Here is an 18,687-nt window from a genome sequence, read left to right as displayed (position 1 = left end):
TTAGGCGTTGAGCGCCGGGTTGTCGCCGCAGTAGTCCGCCAGGACGCCGGCGTAGGTGCGGGTGCGCTCGTCGTAGGGGGCTCCGCCCTCGCCGAGCAGCCCGAGCTCCTCCAGATCGGCCTTCTGATCGGAGAGCCCCAGGTCGTCCAGGCACTGAGCCGTGGGGCAGCCGAGCTTCTCGTCCCAGCCGAAGCGCTGGTAGAGCATCGTGAGGGCCGTCTCCCAGTCCTCATGCTCCATCTTATCGGTGCCCGCGGTGAACGGCTCGATATCCGGGTCCTTCGTGAACGGCCACTCGGTCATGATGTCGTGGACGCCGCGCATGTCGTTGCAGCCCATGGCGCCCTCGTCGTCGGTCATGCCGCGCACGGTGGCGGCGCGCTGCAGCGTCATGATGCGCTCGGCGGCCTTGTACAGGTCGTCGATGGTGACCTCCTGGCCGGTGACCGCGGTGTAGAACTGCGCCTCGAGGTCGAGGTCGCCGCGGTAGCTGCGCTCCTTGGCGGGCGCCATGGCCATGGGCCACACCCAGTTGCACAGGGTGAGCGAGTCGTGCAGGACGTCGGTGACGATGCTCCACCAGGCGAACTCGGCCTTCGCCTCGTTCATGGGGCTGTAGTTCTTGTCCGGGTCGACCGCGCCCTCGCCCCACATCTCGGCGCCCATCTCCTGCTTGAGCTCGATGGGCAGGCCGCAGCCCTGGAAGTTGACCGCGGAGTGGATCATGTCATCGCGGTTGAACACCATGTTGTAGAGGCCGCCGACCTGGCCGAAGCACTCGATGGCGTGGTGCACGGGCCAGCCGCGGTAGTTGATCAGGCAGGAGCGGGAATCGTCGTACCACGCGGCGTCGTTCCACTTCTCCGTCCAGACGAGCGGGCCGTGCCCGAGCCAGGCGATGGGCTTGTTCTCCGTGTCGTTGGAGGCGATGTCCGACAGGATCTTGATGAACGGCGTGGGGTCGCCGGCCATGATCTTGTCGAACCCGTACTCCGCGAACTGGTCGCCGAGCTCGCGCTCGAGGATGCCGTCCACGTAGGTGTGGGCGATGTCGCGGTAGAGCTGGGCGTAGTTGCACCACAGGCCGAGGTCGTCGACGATCGCCTGGATGAGCAGGTTGTACAGGACGGACTGCTCGGTGAGGGCGCCGTCCTCGGTGGTGGTGCCCGGGACCTTCATCATGCTCTGCATGTAGGAGGAGAACGGGAAGTTGGGCACGCAGGTGTTGCCCATCGACTCGTATCCGGTCATCTCCAGGATCTTGGGGTGCTTGACCTGGGCGTAACAGCGCACCGGGCAGCCGTGGCAGCCGGCCATCTTGACCGTGTACTTCTCCGCCTCGGGGCCGAGGTCCTTGGTGGACTTCATGCAGCGGTACCCCATCGTGTTGAGCTCGAAGGGCTTCGGCTCGCCGGTCTCGATGGCGCCGCCCTCGGCGGCCGCCCAGTACAGGCCCTTCTTGGCCGTCCAGCGCGACCCCTTGTCGTAGTACTCGGCCCAGGACTGCTGGGTGCTCGGCACCACGTGGTTGTTGTTGGAACCGATGACCTGCTCGATCATGTAGTCGGACAGGTCGGCGACCATCTGCGGGTCGGCGACGTTCACGCCCTTGGTGCCGCGCACCACGACCGCCTTGACGTTCTTGGAACCGAGCACGGCGCCCAGGCCCGCGCCCGCGGAGTGGCTGCGGGTGTTGATGACGCAGGCGTAGGGCAGCAGGTTCTCGCCCGCCGGGCCGATGGCGGCGACGCACACGTCGACGCCGTGCTTCTTGCACAGGGCCTCGGTGGTCTCGCGGGTCCCCTTGCCCCACAGCGCGGAGGCGTCCTCGATCGAGATCTCGTCGTCATCGATCAGGATGTAGACCGGCTTGTCGGCCTTGCCCTCGATGATCAGGCCGTCGTGGCCGGAGTACTTGAGCTTGGCGCCGAGCTGCCCGCCGCAGTGGCAGTCGACGACCAGGTGGTCCTTGGTGAAGGTGGACAGGGTCGCCCAGGTGGAGCGCCCGGCCAGCGGGACGCCGGCACCGGTCAGCGGGCCGACGGCGAGGACGGCCTTGTTCTCCTCGTCCATCCAGTCGACGCCGGCGGGAACCTCGTCGTACATGATCTTGTTCGCGAAGCCCATGCCGCCGATGTAGTCCTTCTGCAGCGCCTCGTCGGACTCCTCGGTGATCTCCCCGCTGGTCAGGTTGACACGGGCGATCCAGCCCATCCAACCGTAAGAGACGTTATCAGCCATTTCGTTTCCCCTCTACTTACGCGATCTTGCCGCCGGCGATGAAGTCCTGCTGCTCGCTGACGAGCGGCAGCGGATCGGCCTGGCGGGTCGGACCGGACGAATGGTTGACGTTCTCCCACTCAACGAGCTCGAGCGCGCCGTTGGGGCACTGCTCCGCGCAGCGGCCGCAGGCGATGCACTTGGAGGACTTCCCGGTCTCGGTGTTCACCACGGGCATGTGCCAGGGGCAGGCGGCCACGCAGGTGCCGCAGCCCACGCACTTCTCGGGATCGACCGAGCGGACGCCGTTGTCGTCGGTCACGATGGCGCCGTGGGGGCACGAGGTCTGGCACAGGGCCGTGGTGCACATATGGCAGGTGCGGATGTTCCACTCCATGGAGTAGTAGATGCCGTCGCCGCTGCCCAGCTCCGAGCCGTAGTTGAACCCGTCGCTCACGTGGATGCGCGCGGCGGCGGGCTGGCTTCTGCCGTCGTTCAGCAGCGTGCAGCTCATCTCGCAGCGCTGGCATCCCGTGCACCGGGCGCGGTTGATCTTGAGCACGTGGGACGGGGTCGCGTAGTAGTCGACCTTGCCCTTCGAGCTCGTGGGGGCGGCGGCGGCCGCGTCCGGGAGCAGCCCCAGCGCCACCATGCTGGCCACGAACGCGCTCGAAACCTTCACGAACCCTCGACGGGTGAAGAAGGAGTCGAGACGGTCCGCGCCGGAGCCTACCTGCTCCAAAGCGGTGTTCTCTTTCATTGATCCTCCCCTACGGTTGCCGGGCGGGCGCCTCAGGCGCTCGGCGTCCGTCCGCCTATCACATGGCATGCGGACCATGCCTATGCTGTCGACGTTATTGTGCCGTCAAAGCCGTCCCGTCCCCTCACCTGCTTGCGGGTAATTTGAACACCCGCCCCCTCCTGCCGGCCTGCGGCCGCGCCATACGTCTGAACCGTGACTCGGTCTGACCGAACCGAACCGCACCACGGTGCGGATGAAGGGGGTTCGGAGGGGGCTCGGGGGCGGGGATCGCCTACTCGATCTCCCCGCAGGCGCGCATGTACGCGTCGACCCTCAGGTCGCGCAGGGAGCAGTTCTCGGTCATGAGGCAGTCGACCGACATCCCCGTGCATGCGAACAGCGCGTCGAGCTCATCGGGCGAGACCCCTTTGACGCGCAGCAGGTAGTCTCCGATCACGGCCTTGATCGCGCAGGTCGCCAGGATGAGGGTGTACATCTTCGCGCTCGGGACTCCCCCTAAGATCTCGTTGATCTCGTCCTTGGTGATGGCGAGCGCCTCCGCGAAGGTCCTGCCCGGCAGAAGGTCGGTGAGGACCGCCGCGCACCCGATGGCCGCCAGGCAGCCGTGGCTGCGGAAGCCCACGTCGCCGAAGGTCTCAGTCTCGGGATCGATCACCGCGAAGAGCTGCATCTGCACCGTCCCGCGCTTCTCCTTGCCCACGCTGCAGAACGCGTTCGCGCCATCGGGTATGCCGCCGTGGGCGGTGTCCGCGATGATGCCGAGGAGCTTGTCGGAGTACTCCGTGATCGGTGCGTCGTTCTCGATCTGGTACATGTCGGGTGTGCGCAGAAACGGCGTGTCCTCGGTGAGTTTCCGCTTCGCCATGGCTTCCTCTCCTTCAATCCTCCAGGTTGTCATATGCAGTCGGTCCGCTCGAGGCGGAGGCCGCGGGACCGCGGCTCACGAGCGCGACGGGTGCGGCGCCGGCCGGCGGACGGAGCGCGTCGCGATCCCGCCCGGACGCGGGGAGGGCGGGGACGACCGACCCTATGCCCCAGCCCGTCCTCCCCCACGGGCCCCGGGCCGATACGGGCTCAGGGGTTCATGGCCTTCTCCACCCCGTACCATTCGGCGAGGGCCCTGCCCTGCGCGGCGGAGAGGTACAGCGTGGAGTAGAAGTAGGGCGCTCCGAGGCTCGTCCTCGTCATCTCGATGTCCGGGAACGAACCGGACGACGCGACCTTGCGGTACACCTCGAGCGTCTTGGACGGGGCCCACAGATACGGCGGGTTGCCGAAGCTGTCGGCCGCGACCGGGCGCGGGTAGACCCGGGACTCCGAGCGCACCACGTCCACGAAGGTGGCGACCTCGTCGCTCTCCATCGTCTGGAACAGGGCGTGCGCGAAGCTGTGGGACATGAGCGCCTTGGAGTACAGGTAGATGGCCTTCTTCCCGTAGATGAGCGCGATGTCCTCGACCACGGGTTCGGGAAGGGGCTCATCGGGCGGGACCTCGGCTCCCCCGAGGCGGGCCTCGAGCGGCTCCGGCGCGGCTATCCTGCCGAGCGCCGGGGCGTCCTCCGCATGGTCGTGCTGCTCGATATAGAGCAGCAGGCGCTCCTCGAACGCCCGGGCATCCGTGCCCTCGGGCTGCATGGAGCGCTTCCGCCAGCGGCGGGATGTCGTGAGCTTGCCCTCGTAGGAACGCTGGCGGAGGTCCGTCAGCGCGCGGTCCGCGGCCCGGATGAACCCGTTGCGCTCGCGGATGCGCTCCAGCTCCTCCTCCGTGGGCGCGGCGCCCCCGTCAGGCCCCGCCTCCCGATCGCAGGTACCGCCGTCCTCGGAACAGCCCAGGGAAGCCGCCTCGCCCGCTCGGCGCGGCCGCTCCCCCGCCCCGCCCCCGATATCGGCACGGGCGGCATCATCGGCCCGCACCTCGGGCACGGACTCGGTGCAATCAGCCATACTCCCCCTCGGTTTTGCATCCCGCATCAGCATGCATCAGTGTAGTACAAGGTATACTCTTGTATCGTTTGAATTGGCGATACGGCAGGTGGCGGGGCATCTCAGCGCCCCGCTTCGTTGGGGGAGCAGCCGGTGCAGCAGAGCGACAGCGATCAGGGCATGCCGCCCGTGACCTTCGGCACCTATCGGGTGCTCATTCCCCCCGTCGCCGGCCTCGCGCTCTCCTCCGCCGTCGTGAACGTCGTGGTCCAGCAGGCGCACCGGACCACGGGGGTGTCGACGTTCAACGGGCTCGGGATGCTGCTCGCGGCCGTCGCCCTCGCGGCGCTCTACCTCTCCACGCTCTCGGTCGCGCGCTTCACCAAGCGCTTCGTCTCCCGCTTCCTCAACGCCTCGCTCCTGCTCGCGGGCGCGTGCTGCGCCGCGCTCGCCCTCGCCTCGGCGACGAGGTCCGGGCTCGCCCTCCCCGTGGCCGCCGGGCTGCAGGCGGGCGTGGCGGCGGGGAGCACCGCGGTGAAGTTCTACTGGCTCCGCAAGCTGCGCGGGACCTCCGCCCAGGCGGCGGTCATCGTCGTGTTCTGCGCGCTCGCCCTCTCGGAGTTCGCGACCTTCGTCCTCAGCTTCTCCCAGGAGCTCGTCTGGTACCTGGCCGGCATTCCGCTCACCGCGGCCCAGCTCGTCGCCGTGCGGGCGTCGCGCATCCTCGGCGCCGCCGGCGACCCCTTCCCCGCCGTCTCCGAATCCTATTTCGGCACCGACGAGGACCGGTTCTCGAACCGCAGCTTCCTCGCCGTCGCCATGCTCGGGATATGGTTCATCTCCATCCCCACCGGCATGGGGCTCGGCTTCTCCGACGGCGCGGCCATCTACATGAGCACGGTGCCGCGCTTCATGGTCCTCGTGTTCGTGGTGGGCGTCTCCCTGCAGTGGGTGCGCTTCGGTCTCGCCTCGCGCATGCGGGCCATCACCACGAGCATCTGGGTCGTCATGCAGGTCCTGCTCGCCCTCGGTGCGGTCTTCTTCTCCATCTGGCCCAAGACCATCTCGGTCGGCGCCGCCTTCGTCATGGGATCGTCCCTGGTGCTCCAGGCGTTCCTGTGGTATCTCACCATCGCCTTCATCAGCTTCGGCTGGCGCGACCCGTACTACTACTGCGGCGTCGGATGGATCACCATGACGCTGCTGCTCGTCTGCGGCATGCGCGCCGACAACCTGATCGGACGGGTGTTCCCCGAAAACACCCCGGTGCTCATCTCGATCATGAGCCTGTTCGTGCTCATCGCCGCGCAGGTGGTGTTCACCAAGCTACTCTCCTCGCCGAGCGAGCGCGTCGAGCGCCAGCAGGAGGCCGCGGGGCGCGGGAGCGCGCCCGTGACGGAGGACGACATCCGCCGGATCCCCCTGATGGGCGTGCTCGCCATCTCGCCGCACAACCCCCCGGCCATGGTCAACCGCACGCCCGACGTCCACACCGCCACGTCGGTCATCGAGATGGGCAGCAGGTTCGGGCTGACCGGCCGTGAGATCGAGGTCCTGACGCTCTACGCACTCGGCCACACCCAGGCGCGCGTGAGCGAGGAGCTCCACCTCTCCCCCAACACGGTCCATTCGCATATCAAGCGCATCTACGAGAAGACCGACCTGCATTCGCGGCAGGAGATCCTGGATTACATCGCCGAGTACGGCTCCCCGCGCGCGTAGCGGGTACCCCGGCGTGGTATCGGTCGGCGCCGCTTCGCGGATGCGGCTCCGCACGCGCAGCGGACGCGATGGAAAACGGGGGCACCCGGGTGAACCGGATGCCCCCGTCGGGAACGGATATGCCGCCGCGATCAGAACTCGAGCTGCTCCAGACGGTCGAACACCACGTCGACGCGGGTCAGGAACGCGCGGGGGTCGAAGATCTCGTCAAGCTGCTCGGCGGGGACGGTGCAGCGCGGATCGGCCTCGAGCTTCTCGCGGAAGGTGGTCCCGGCCTCGCACTGCTGGACCTCGCGCCACGTCGCCATGGCGTTCTCCTGAACGATGGCGTAGGCCTCCTCGCGGGTGATGCCGGTCTCCACGAGCGCGAGCAGCACCTTGGACGAGTAGATGAGGCCGCGCGTCTTGTTGAGGTTCGCCAGCATCTGGGCGGGGTAGAGAATGAGGCCGTCCACGATGCGGATCAGGCAGTGCAGCATGTGGTCCAACGCGATGAAGCTGTCGGCCTGCGCGACGCGCTCGGCGGAGCTGTGGGAGATGTCGCGCTCGTGCCACAGGGCGACGTTGTCGAACGCGACCTGCGCGTTGGCCTTCACGATGCGCGAGAGACCGCAGACCTTCTCGAGGGTGATGGGGTTGCGCTTGTGCGGCATGGCCGAGCTGCCCTTCTGCCCCTTGCGGAACGGCTCCTCGGCCTCGAGGGTGTCGGTCTTCTGGAGGTTGCGGATCTCGGTCGCGATGCGGTCGCAGGTCGCCGCCGTGGTGGCGAGCACACAGGCGAGGTAGGCGTGGTGGTCGCGGCTGATGACCTGCGTGGACAGCGGGTCGTGCACAAGACCCAGGTGCTCGCAGACGTACTCCTCGATGAACGGGTCGATGGACGAGTAGGTTCCCACCGCACCGGAGATCGCGCCGTAGGCGATGTTGGAACGGGCCTCCTTCAGGCGGTCGTAATCGCGCTTGAGCTCCCAGGCCCAGCTGCCGAACTTCATGCCGAAGGTCATCGGCTCGGCATGGATGCCGTGGGTGCGGCCGACGCAGAGGGTGTCGCGCTGCTCGAAGGCGCGGCGGAGGCAGATCTCGCCGAGCTTCTTCACGTCATCGAGGATGATGTCGGTCGCCTGGACGAGCTGGTAGCACAGAGCGGTGTCGCCGAGGTCGGAGCTGGTCATGCCGAAATGGACCCAGCGGCTCGGCTTGGGCTCCCCCTCGGGCACGTCGCGGTCGATGTACTCGCCCATGTTGGTGAGGAACGCGATGACATCGTGGTTGGTGACCGCCTCGATGGCGTCGACCTCCTCCTTGTTGAAGTCGGCGTGCTCGCGGATCCACGCCGCCTCCTCGCGGGTGATGCCGATCTTACCCATCTCGGCGTGCGCCTCGCAGGCGAGGACCTCGATCTCCTGCCAGATACGGTACTTGTTCTCGAGCGAGAAGATGTGGCCCATCTCGGGACGGGTGTAGCGGTCGATCATGAAAGCTCCTTTGATGACGCGGTGCGCTTGCCGGTACCGTTCGAGTATACGCTATCGGCACGGATGTGCAGGTACCCGCGTCAATCGCACATGCACGGGCATCTGCGGGGACATCGCCCTTCGCGGTGGGTTCACATTCGTTTTTCGGAACCTGGCACGGAATCGGTGTTTGGGGGAGGCCCGGCGCCGTCCGCCACCCGGAAGCCCGGCAGGCGGGCCACCATCTGCCGCCAAACCGTGCTCCCGGATCGTTTTCAGGTGCCGGGACGCCGCCGATGCATGCGGTCCAACCCCTTTTCGTTCGATTTGAAGCGGACCAAACGCTCATTCCGGACAAAGCGATATTTGTTCTTCGGACTGGGTTCGAGATGACCCTCCCCCAAACACCGATTCCGTGCCAGGTTCCGAAAAACGAACGGAATCGGCGCGAACATGGCGAGCGCCGGTGCCTTGAAGTTCCTGGAGCGGGCAACGGGACTCGCGCGCGCCTGCGGCGCCCGCATGCTCCGGGGGCCTGCGGCCCCCTCGCGCGCTCGCTGGGGAACTCTCGCGCTTTCCCGCAGCCTCGCGACCCCATCGGGTTCGAGTCCCCGAGATGGGCCCGGAAACGGGAAAGGCACCGTCGCCGGTGCCTTGAAGTTCCTGGAGCGGGCAACGGGACTCGAACCCGCGAGTGTCAGCTTGGGAAGCTGATGCCTTACCACTTGGCGATGCCCGCATATGTATGCTGAACGAATCAGCGTAGGGAGCAGTATAGCGCTCCGCGCCACCCCGAACAAGACGGCAGGGTGAATCGTCCTCGATTCGCACGAAACGACCCGAATAGATTCGCATGTCTCACCCGCGTCGGAATCACCAGCGCCGGACACCCCATCTGACACCGCCGTGCCCCTCGGCGCCGGACACCCCCTGACGCCGCCGGGATCCTTGGCGCCGGTATGGGAACTCGATGGATGTTCGGGGAACACAGGGTCCGAATGTCAGGCCGTTCGGAGTGACGTGAACGCTCTCTATCCACCTTGACCAGCGCGTTCGGATTCCGGGAAGACAGCATTCAGACGGTGTTCGGGGCACTGTCCGGACCATCGGGACCGGTCCCGGAGGCCCTGCCGTACTATCGGCTCTCCCACGACGAAGGAGGTCGGTCATGAAGCGTTGGCAGCATCGGGTCCGCATCGCGAAACCCCGGAAACGGAGAGGAGGGGAGGCAGGGCACGGGACGTCCACCGAACGACCCGTCCGGCGGCATTCCCGGTTGAGCATACGTCTCCTTTCCTGCGTCGTCGCTCTGGCGGTGCTCGCCATCAGCGCGGCCTGCATCGCCTGCGCCGTCACCGCGCGCGCCGCCGCTTCCACGATCACGGTAAGCGACCTGCCGAGCAATCCGAACTCATCAGGTGGCGAAGGGCGTTTCATCCGTGTGGACGGCCCGACCTCCTCCGTCGCCTATTGCGCCCAAGGCTGGCTCAAGACCCCGACCATCGGGCAGACGCTCGAGCGGTACGGATCGCTCGAGATCCCCGAGCTTGACTACGTGCTGTACCACGGATACGACGGAGCCGTCGTGACCTCCGTCTTCGGACTCGACGAGACGCGCTCGGAGTCCGCGACCGCAGCCGCCGTATGGCTCGCGATCGGCGAGCAGCGCGGGGATATCCTGAACTTCATCCCGAAATACGACGAGCCCTTCCATGGCAACAAGATGTATCTCGAGCGCTGGCAGGCGATCGAGGACCAGGGCATAAAGGACGCCGCCTGGCGACTCTACCAAGACGGCCTCGCATATAAAAACGGGGGTGCCGGAGGTGACGAGGCGGGATGCGCGACCCTCTGGCTCAACCGCACCCCGTACGGACCGAACGGGACCTTCGACTACCAATGCCTCGTGACCTCGGATAAGAAGGTCACGGCACGCTTCACGAAGGTCTCCGCCGATGCCAGCGTGACCGACGGCAACGGCACCTATTCGCTTGAGGGGGCTTCCTACGATATCTTCCGGGCATCGGACGACCGCAAGGTCGCGAGCGTGACCACCGGTCCGGACGGGCATGCATCCTGCCAGCTCCAGCCGAATACACGCTACTACGCGTTGGAGACCGAGCCTCCGGCGGGATTCAAGCCCAACGACAAGCGCATCGAGTTCACGACGGGCATGACCCCTTCGACCGTCGAGCTTCCCGACGAGCCGGCGACCTTCACGCTCGTCGTCGCGAAGCGGGACGCCGCGACGAACGGCATTGCCCAGCCGGGGGCGACGCTGGAAGGCGCTCGCTACAAGCTCGTATCCGTCTCGACCCCCGGGTTCGAAAGGACCGGGGAGACCGATGCCGACGGCCGAATCGAGTTCGGGGAGATCCCGCTCGGCACGATCCGCATCACCGAGACGAAGGCGCCGGAAGGCTATGTGCTCGACGAGACGGTCCATGAATACGCCGTCACGCCGGACGACCTGAACGGCGATGCCGAGCTCACGCTGATGCCGGAACATGACTTCGCTGAGAACCCGATCGCCTTCGATATCGAGATCGCCAAGTTCCTTGAGGACGGAAGCGCGGACGGCTCCGAGCTCAAGGACCCTGCCGCCGGCGTGTCCTTCGAGATCGTCTCGAACACCACCGACGACGTAGTGGGGACCATCACCACCGGGGACGACGGGTACGCCACCACCGAGGGCCTGTGGTTCGGTGAGGGAGACCGTACCGACGGCATAGCGGGCGCCCTGCCATACGACCGTGCGGGCTATACGGTCCGGGAGGTCCCGTCGACGGTTCCGGAGGGCTTCGAGCCCATCGGTGAATGGAAGATCGGCTCCGAGCAGCTCACGGATGGGGCCACGCTCCGCTACATCCTGGACAACCGCGTGGTGGCGACGCGGCTGCAGCTCGTCAAGATCGATGCCGCGACCGATGAGCGCATCCCGCTGGCCGGGTTCTCCTTCCAGATCCTCGATGAGAACGGAGACCCCCTCTCCCAGGATTGCTGGTACCCCAACCATGTGGAGACCGATGTCTTCACCACCGACGAGACGGGATCGGTCACGCTGCCTGAGCTGCTCAGGGCCGGTTCCTACCTCATCAGGGAGGTCGCGGCGCCCGAACCCTATATCGTGACGGATGAGGACATCCCCTTCGAGGTGAAGGCGGGGTCGACCGAACCCATCACCGTGATCTCCGTCGAGAACGAGGCTGCGAAGGGCAGGGCGACGATCGTCAAGACCTGCTCGGAGGACGGGAAGACCCTGAAAGGCGCGGAATACGACGTCGTGGCGCAGGAGGACATCTACTCCCCCACCGGTTCCCTCCAGGCGGGTTCCGGGGAGGTGCTCGACCATGTGACCACCGGCAAGGACGGCACCGCGACGACCTCCGAGCTTCCTTTGGGAGACGGGAGCGCGATATACGCCTTCGTGGAGACCGAACCGCCCGCCGGCCACATGCTCGATCCCACACCGAGGACGTTCACCCTTTCCTACGAGGACCGGCAGACGCCCGTGGTGGAGGCGCGTGTCGAGGCGAGCGACGAACCGACGCGGGTCGATATCGAGAAGACCAGGCTCGGGGCAGAGGGGGTCGCGGTTCCCGGCGCCGTCTTCGAGCTGGAGCGCGTGAAGGAGGACCCCGGTCCCCGTGAGAAGCGGCAAGACGGGGAAACGGAGCGCTACACGACCGACGATGAGGGGAGGATACGGTTCGGGCACCTGGAGGCGGGCACCTACCGCCTGCGCGAGGTCGAGGCCCCTGCGGGATATCTGGTGAACGACGCGGTCGTCGAGTTCCATGTCGCGGATGACGGCACGGTCGACGGAGCAGGGCACACCACGATCACCGTCGAGGACGACGTCACGAAGGTCGATATCTCGAAGCGCGACATCACTGACGAGGAGGAGCTTCCGGGAGCGCAGCTCGCCATCATCGACGAGCACGGCGACATGATCGAGTCGTGGACCTCGGGCAGCGAGCCCCATCGCATCGAGATGCTCGAACCGGGGACCTACACGCTCGTCGAGCTCATCACCCCGCGCACCTACGATCAGGCGACGGCAGTCGAGTTCACCGTCGAGGAGACCGGGGATGTGCAGACGGTCACCATGTACGACGAGCCCGTCGAGGTGTCGGGAGAGGTGGACAAGCGGCAGGAGATCGCCGACCCCGTCGCATCGGATACGAGCGAGAACGGCGACGGGCGGAACACCGCATCGGTGAGCGTCTCCGCGGAAGGGCGATACGATTACAGCATCGACCTGCGCAACACGAGCTCGACATGGGTCGACGAGTTCACCATGACCGATGAGATCGACGGAGCCGAACAGGGTTTTGCGGAGCCCGAGGGGATCACGACCCCGCGCGCACGCGGAGACTTCGACGGCAAGATGAACGTGTGGTACCGCACGAACCGGCAGGACGCCGACCCCGAGCAGTCCGACGCGAACGCGACGCTGGACGATGGCCATGAAAACCCCTGGCTTCGCAACCCGTCGGTCACCGATCAGATCGGTGGCGACGGGCGGGTCCTCGACTACACGGGATGGCGGCTGTGGAAGCGCGATGTCAGCACGACGGAGCCTCGGGACCTTGAGGTCGCGGACCTCGGACTGCTCGAAGATGAGCGCGTCGTGGCGGTGCGCTTCGAGTACGGAAGGGTCGAGGAGGGATTCACCACGCGCGAAGGGTCATGGGACCGTGAAAACCTGAAGGACCCGCATGACGACCTGGACGATATCCCCGGCGAACATGAGGGGGAACCCGTGGGCGATGACCCGCAGGCCGGAGAGCTCTCCCCCGCGGTCTTGCACCTGAGGGTCACCGGCTCTTATCGCGACGGCGTCGAGCTCGTCAACCGAGCCCGCCTCGACCTGTACCGCAACGGCGGCGGGGACCGCCTGGAAGACCATGACGAGGACGAGGTGGTCCAAGTCCCCCTGACGGTCGTCCCCCTGCTCGATCAGACGGGCGTCCTCCCGATCGCGCTGTTGCTCGCAGCGACCGCCGCCGGAGGCATAGCCGTTGCGGCGACCGCACACAGGCGCCCCGACCCGAGCTGATCGTGAGCACGAGGGCTCATCGACGTCTCCTCTCCCGAGCGGCCGAAGCCGTGTGCCTGCTCTGCATCATGGCTTCGGCCGCCTCGATCGCCCTCGATGACCTGCGGGCAGGTGGTTCCGTACAGCTGGAGAGACCCGGGGTGGACGGAGAGTCGAACGGGGGCGTCGGATGGGGGCGGCTCACGTCGTCGTACCCGGATATCGTCGCCTGGCTCGAAGTCGAAGGGACCCCGATCTCCCTGCCGGTTGTCCAACCGCCACCGGAGAAACCGCACGACTGGTACCTCAGCCATAACGCGGAGGGCGCCTGGGACGCGCTCGGCTGCCCGTACCTCGACACCCGGACCGACGTGCGCGGTCGCAACCTCCTCGTCTTCGCCCACCACCGCTTCGGGTCCGACCTCATGTTCAGTCCCTTGGTCGGCGCACAGCGGAAGGAGGTGTTCGACTCGCTCGGGTCCGCCCGCCTCTCGATGCCGGACGGGACGTCACGGGCCTTCAGGCCGCTGTGCGTCCTTGAGGTCGACGCGTCCTTTCAGGCGATACAGCGCTTCTCGTTCCCCGGGCGGTCGGAGTTCCGGAGCTGGCTGAGCGACCTGGCGAAGGAGGCATCGATAGCATCGGAGGAGGCGGATGTCCTGGTCGGGCGCGCCGAACGAGTTCTGACGCTCGTCACCTGCTCGAGCCCGATACCGGGTCAGCGATGGCGGACGATCGTCGTATTCGCGGCGATATGAGGGGCGGTTCCGTGCGGGCCTGGAAGCCCTGTCGCTGATCAGGAGGCAGATGAGGCGTCGGTCTCCGCGCTGGCATCCTCCGAGGCCTCCGCGTCCTCCTGCTCCGCTTCGGTCTGCTCGATCCGGGTCGCCTCGGGCGTCGACCCGATCACGCCGACGGCGTACGCGACACCGAACCCGAGAGCGAGGGCGATCAGCGCGCCGACAAGATAGGCCACCCAGTGGCGCTTGATAAACGTGAACACGCGACCTCCTCGATACGCTCAGCGGTCCCTCTATGCTATCAGGACACGGCCTTCTGATGGTATACCCCCGAAGACCCCGTCGGGTATCCGATTGCGCGCAATATCCAGACGCCGATGTATCTGGGTACAAGAGCCTATGGCCGTGTTCCCGAAACGAAAGGACACTCATGACCACCGAGAACTACGAGCTCTTCATCATGCCCGGTTGCCCGTTCTGCCACAGGGTGCTCGATTACATGGGAGAGCACGGTATCGAGCTTCCCCTCCGCGACATCACGCAAGATCGGGAGGCGGAGTCCCGCCTGATCGAGGTCGGTGGGAAACGACAGGTCCCCTGCCTGTTCATCGACGGCGATCCGTTGTACGAATCCTCCGATATCATCGACTATCTCGCCGAGCACCTCTCATAGGAAGGTTGAGGCTGCGCCTCGACGGCTTGGGAATTGGAGAGCTGAGGGATACGCCCCGGCACCCTGTGGAAGGAGCTGGCAGATGACGCCGGAATTCGCCTCTCAACCCAGCTGAACGGCTGAGACGCGCACCTGAACGCGCTGAAGACTTGAGGTCATGCCCCCGAGGTCGCAGAAAACCGAGGGAGCAGCCTTTGCGCCGCCGAACGGAACGGGGTCGCATCCGCTTGGGATGCGACCCCGTTCAACGCTTCGGTTCTCCTCGGGCGCGCGGCGACACCCGGCCGCTTGCCTTAGGAACGGCGGATGACCTCGGTCACCACGTCGGCCGCGAGTGCGATGTTGTCGACATCGACGCTCACCGGCAGGTCGCGCTCGCTGTGCGAGTATGCGAACCCGGACCCGTCGACGCCGCCGAGGGTCACAGAGCGCAGGCTCATCTCCATTGCGGCGTGCGCATCGGTGTCGAGATACGGCATCTCCACCGCACCGATCTCGTGGTGGAAGTCGGCGGAGACACGCGAGATGAGCCCCATGATGCGCTTGTCCCCCTTGAGGACGCGGCGCTCGCCCTCGCGGGCGACCATGGCGAGCCTGCCGGCGCCGACGCACTCGAGGTTGATGAGGAAGACGCCGCGCAGCTTATCGCGATGGGTCTCCAGGAACGTGCGGATACCGGCGTTGCCGTTCTCCGCCGAACCCGTGGCCACGAACCAGATGTCGTGACCGAGCAGCTCATCATCGCCGAGCGAGGCGATGGCGCCGCGCAGCTCGGCCTCGGTCAGGTCCCCGTCGCCGGTCGCGCCGCCCTTCCAGCCGTCATCGCCCTCGAAGTTGTCCCACGAGCCGATATCGCGCCCGGAGCGCTTGGCATCGAAGTCGTCGTCCACGCCGAGCCAGTCGCTCATGCTGGACTCCTCACGCTTCTTCTTGCGGCCGAACAGGCCGCCGCGGGAGCGCTTCTTCTTTTTCTCGACGGGTGCAGGAGCCGAGATGGTCTCGAAGGTGCCCTCGGGAGGGGTCGTCGGCATGGGGATGTCGGCGGTGTTGATGACCGTGAAGCGCGACGTCGAGGAGCTGCGGACCGACCCGGTGCCGCCTCCGACGTTCGCCAGCGGGTCGCCGGCGCTCGCCGAGGGGTCGGGCAGGTCGAACAGGGCCGAACGGTTCGCCGGAGCCGAAGCGGGCGACGGAACGTTGGGCATGGTCCGCTGCTGGGGCGCAGGGCTCGGGATGTTGGGCATGGTCCGCTGCTGCACGGAGGCGCTGGGGGCGCTCTGCGGTGCGGGGGCGGAGATGTCCGGAAGGTTGATGGACCGCTGCGGGCGCGCAGGAGGCTCGGCGGCGATCTGGGCCATGAGCGAGTCGACGGTCTCGACCGGCTGGGGCATCGTCGTGTCGACAGGGGCGACCGGGGGCGTGGCCTGCGTGCGGTCGACGGCGGCCGTCATATCGAACGCCTGCGTCCCGCCGCGCACGGGTTCCTCCTCCGACGCCGCGGCATCGGGGACATCCCCCGCGGCGACATCGACCTCGTCAGCGTCATCGGAAACCGATGCGTCGTCGCCGGCCTCCATATCCGCCTGCGGCTCATCCCCGTCCTCGGATGCGGACTCCGCATCCTCGTCCTCGGGAAGCTCGTCGGCGGAACCATCCTCGAGCCCGTCATCGTCTACGACCGCCTGCGCGACCGTCTCGTCCATGGGCTCGAACGTGGAGGTGGCATCGATGGGCTCGACGGGCTCGAGCTCGCTCACGAGCTCCTCGTCGTCCTCATCCGACCCGTCCTGGTCATCGAGGATCTCGTAGATCGCCTGCATGATCTCGACATCGTCGTCGTCATAGAGATCGAACGCATCGGCGGCGGGGGGATCGAGGTCGACGGGTTCGTCTCCCTCGAAAAGCTCCTCGTCATATGCGCCCGCCTCGTCTTCGGCGGCGGGGATGTCGAACAACGCGGTCTCCGCGGAGCCGTCGGTATCGTCGACGTCCCCCGCATCCACGGCCTGGAAAGCGTCCTCGTCATCGACGGGGAGCCCGTCCTCGGCGGCAGCGGCCGCCCCCTCGACATCGATGGACTCCGACGCCTCGAAGGCCTCCGCCTCGTCGAACACCGAGGCGTCCATGGTGACCGTCGCGTCGGCGGGCTGCGGCTCCTCCTCAGCCTCCTCCTGGAAGGCGAAGCCGTCGAGACCGTCCTCGATGTCCGCGGCGGACCCGTCATCGGATTCGTCGTCGGCGAGCGTGTACTCGGCGGGGATCGCGGATGCGATCTCCTCGTCGGTGATGTTCAGATCGTCCAGGTCGAGCTCGGGGAGGTCGTCCTCATCCTCGACGTCGAGGTCCTCGTCGTACGCCGGCTCGGCGATGTACTCGAACGGGTCGCGCACGGGGACGGGCTCGTCGTAGGCGTCCACGCCGGTCGCATCCTCCGTGGGCGCGCCCTCGAACTGCTCCGCATCGAACACGGCGGGAGCCTGCAGCTCCTCGACCGGGGCGTCGGCATACGCCGGCTCCGGGGCCGCGGGCTGCTCCTGGAGGGGCGCATACGCGGGCTGCTCGGAAACCTCGGGTGCGGGCTGAACGGGCGCGGGGGCGGGAACGCGCTCGGCGGCGGGGGCGCTGACCGGCGCGACGACCGGCTCCGCGACAGCACGGGGGGCCTCCGTCTGGACGGGACCCTGCGGGCGGGGCTCGGCGGGGCGCACCTCCCGGGCGGAAGCGGGACGCGGCGCGGGGGCGGGCAGCGCGTCGGGCTCGTACTCGATCGCGCAGCTGGCATCGACCATGCCGAGGGCTCGGATGATGTCGGTTCCGTAGCGCAGGCAGCCGGCGGCGTTCACGGGAAGCCGGTCGGCGGGCTCCTCCTCCGGCATCTCCTCGACGGACTCGCTGCCATCGGGGATGGAGACCACCTCGAAGGAGGCCGTCGCATCGGCTGCGGGGGCGCCGTCCACGTCGAGCGCGGGCATCTCGATGGTCGCACCCTCGAGCGGAACCTGATCGGCGGGCGCCTCGGATACGAACGGATCGGACGGGACGGCCCGCTCGAACGCCGCGTCCTGCGGCGCGGCGGGGGCCTGGGCGTCGGGGAGCTCGGCGACGAGGTCCTGCTGCTCCTCGCGCTCGGCGCGGGCGGAGACCTCGACCGGATGCGGCTCGGGGACCAGCTCGTCACCGTAGAGCTCGACCTGCTCGGCCATGAACTGCTCGAACGGGACGTCGTCGGGGAACTCCGAGGAGCCGCGGAACGGGGCGACCGAGTCCATCACGCCGAGCATCGCGGCGACCGAGGACTTGTTGCACACGGACCCCGAGGTGTAGGGCAGGGCGTAGCGGTTGAGGAAGGTCGCGACGGCGCTCGCCAGAGGAACGAGCGACACGAGGATGGCGAGCACCCACAGCACGATCTTGGCGGCATCGGGGACCGGGAAGACCCTCACGATCCCGATGGCGGCGGGGACCACCATGGCGAAGGGGAGCACCTTCACGAGGATGGGACGGTAGGTGGAGTACGGGTGCTCCGCCAGGATGTCCGCGCGCGGGGAGTCGTAATGGGCGACCACAACCACCGGGCGGTTGCGCGGAGAGGCGAGCGGCCCCTCGGCCTTGTGGTACGCGATGACGTTCTGGGACAGGCCGCCCGACCCGATCTGCGGATATGCGATGCGCCCCGTCCGCTCGAGCACGAACAGCGCCGCGCAGGCGATCACGAGGATGGTGCCGACGACACCCAGGGCGCCCCCGATGCCCATGAGCACCGTCGCCACGAACAGCACGGTGCACAGGATGGCGCGCACGAGCTTGGGAGACGAGGACGACGTGAACTCCTGTATCTCGGGCTCGAAGCCATGGCGGGAGAAGATGCGCGCGAGCTCGTCGGCGGCTGCGCGCTCCTCCTCGCTGCACGCTGGGGTTATACCGATGTTCTGAAGCAGGTGGTTCAGATATTTCTGGGTATTGGCCATAGGGGCTCCGCATCGTTTGTCCTGTTATGCGGACCTTTCGCGCAGGCGATGGGTCCGTATGTAGTCGAAAGTATACCCTGAACCCCATCCCGCCGCAGCGGTGCCCTCCTCTCACCGGCGTTTGCGGCCCGTTCATCCACCTATCTCCATATCGAAGCGCGGGGCCTCGGATTCGGTCGCATG

Annotated in this window: 11 protein-coding genes and 1 tRNA gene; 4 read left to right on the top strand and 8 right to left on the bottom strand. The window is 67.1% G+C overall.

Annotated elements, in window-relative coordinates; translation table 11 throughout:
• The 4 genes from PHA29_RS00415 to PHA29_RS00400 all read right to left on the bottom strand — a co-directional run bounded on the left by PHA29_RS00415 (position 1) and on the right by PHA29_RS00400 (position 4,927).
• A complete protein-coding gene (locus tag PHA29_RS00415) occupies positions 1–2,241 on the bottom strand; it encodes an aldehyde ferredoxin oxidoreductase (protein WP_270403047.1) in 2,241 nt (746 codons plus the stop codon).
• A gap of 16 nt (positions 2,242–2,257) precedes the next feature.
• The gene (locus PHA29_RS00410; RefSeq protein WP_270573500.1) at positions 2,258–2,980 is read right to left on the bottom strand and encodes a 4Fe-4S binding protein; all 723 of its coding nucleotides are present in this window, start codon (positions 2,978–2,980) and stop codon (positions 2,258–2,260) included.
• Positions 2,981–3,254: 274 nt separating this feature from the next.
• On the bottom strand, positions 3,255–3,848 hold the full coding sequence (locus tag PHA29_RS00405; protein WP_270847421.1) for an iron-sulfur cluster assembly scaffold protein: 594 nt from the start codon (positions 3,846–3,848) through the stop codon (positions 3,255–3,257).
• Positions 3,849–4,057: 209 nt separating this feature from the next.
• Complete coding sequence (locus PHA29_RS00400; RefSeq protein WP_270847420.1) at positions 4,058–4,927, bottom strand: hypothetical protein; 870 nt, start codon at positions 4,925–4,927, stop codon at positions 4,058–4,060.
• 132 nt (positions 4,928–5,059) lie between these two features.
• Here PHA29_RS00400 and PHA29_RS00395 point away from each other — a divergent pair, with 132 nt between their 5' ends.
• On the top strand, positions 5,060–6,628 hold the full coding sequence (locus tag PHA29_RS00395; RefSeq protein ID WP_270847419.1) for a helix-turn-helix transcriptional regulator: 1,569 nt from the start codon (positions 5,060–5,062) through the stop codon (positions 6,626–6,628).
• 131 nt (positions 6,629–6,759) lie between these two features.
• Here PHA29_RS00395 and purB read toward each other — a convergent pair whose 3' ends face one another.
• Positions 6,760–8,103 carry an adenylosuccinate lyase gene (purB, locus tag PHA29_RS00390; RefSeq protein WP_270403040.1) on the bottom strand — a complete coding sequence of 448 codons (1,344 nt, stop codon included), beginning with the start codon at positions 8,101–8,103 and terminating at the stop codon, positions 6,760–6,762.
• 643 nt (positions 8,104–8,746) lie between these two features.
• A tRNA-Gly gene (locus PHA29_RS00385) sits at positions 8,747–8,821 on the bottom strand.
• Positions 8,822–9,358: 537 nt separating this feature from the next.
• Between PHA29_RS00385 and PHA29_RS00380 the strand changes: the two genes are divergently transcribed.
• Together PHA29_RS00380 and PHA29_RS00375 are read left to right on the top strand one after the other, a co-directional pair.
• A complete protein-coding gene (locus tag PHA29_RS00380) occupies positions 9,359–13,144 on the top strand; it encodes a SpaA isopeptide-forming pilin-related protein (protein WP_270847416.1) in 3,786 nt (1,261 codons plus the stop codon).
• A 140-nt stretch (positions 13,145–13,284) separates the two neighbouring features.
• Complete coding sequence (locus PHA29_RS00375; RefSeq protein WP_270403036.1) at positions 13,285–13,881, top strand: class B sortase; 597 nt, start codon at positions 13,285–13,287, stop codon at positions 13,879–13,881.
• 38 nt (positions 13,882–13,919) lie between these two features.
• Here PHA29_RS00375 and PHA29_RS00370 read toward each other — a convergent pair whose 3' ends face one another.
• Positions 13,920–14,126, bottom strand: a complete 207-nt coding sequence (locus PHA29_RS00370) for a hypothetical protein (protein ID WP_270403035.1) — start codon at positions 14,124–14,126, stop codon at positions 13,920–13,922.
• Positions 14,127–14,293: 167 nt separating this feature from the next.
• Between PHA29_RS00370 and PHA29_RS00365 the strand changes: the two genes are divergently transcribed.
• On the top strand, positions 14,294–14,536 hold the full coding sequence (locus PHA29_RS00365) for a glutaredoxin family protein (RefSeq protein ID WP_270403033.1): 243 nt from the start codon (positions 14,294–14,296) through the stop codon (positions 14,534–14,536).
• Between the two features lie 293 nt (positions 14,537–14,829).
• Here the strand turns inward: PHA29_RS00365 and PHA29_RS00360 are convergent, their stop codons facing one another.
• Positions 14,830–18,504 carry a hypothetical protein gene (locus PHA29_RS00360; protein WP_270847414.1) on the bottom strand — a complete coding sequence of 1,225 codons (3,675 nt, stop codon included), beginning with the start codon at positions 18,502–18,504 and terminating at the stop codon, positions 14,830–14,832.
• Positions 18,505–18,687 lie beyond the last annotated feature (183 nt).

It is taken from the genome of Candidatus Collinsella stercoripullorum (genome assembly GCF_027669965.1).
Lineage (GTDB): Bacteria > Actinomycetota > Coriobacteriia > Coriobacteriales > Coriobacteriaceae > Collinsella > Collinsella stercoripullorum.
This window is presented reverse-complemented; position numbering and strand designations above follow the sequence as displayed.

Coding starts and splice junctions, on each gene's coding strand:
- purB (WP_270403040.1), bottom strand. CDS start 8,103: ATGATCGACCGCTACACCCGTCCCGAGATGGGCCACATCTTCTCGCTC.
- PHA29_RS00405 (WP_270847421.1), bottom strand. CDS start 3,848: ATGGCGAAGCGGAAACTCACCGAGGACACGCCGTTTCTGCGCACACCC.
- PHA29_RS00410 (WP_270573500.1), bottom strand. CDS start 2,980: ATGAAAGAGAACACCGCTTTGGAGCAGGTAGGCTCCGGCGCGGACCGT.
- PHA29_RS00360 (WP_270847414.1), bottom strand. CDS start 18,504: ATGGCCAATACCCAGAAATATCTGAACCACCTGCTTCAGAACATCGGT.
- PHA29_RS00400 (WP_270847420.1), bottom strand. CDS start 4,927: ATGGCTGATTGCACCGAGTCCGTGCCCGAGGTGCGGGCCGATGATGCC.
- PHA29_RS00415 (WP_270403047.1), bottom strand. CDS start 2,241: ATGGCTGATAACGTCTCTTACGGTTGGATGGGCTGGATCGCCCGTGTC.
- PHA29_RS00365 (WP_270403033.1), top strand. CDS start 14,294: ATGACCACCGAGAACTACGAGCTCTTCATCATGCCCGGTTGCCCGTTC.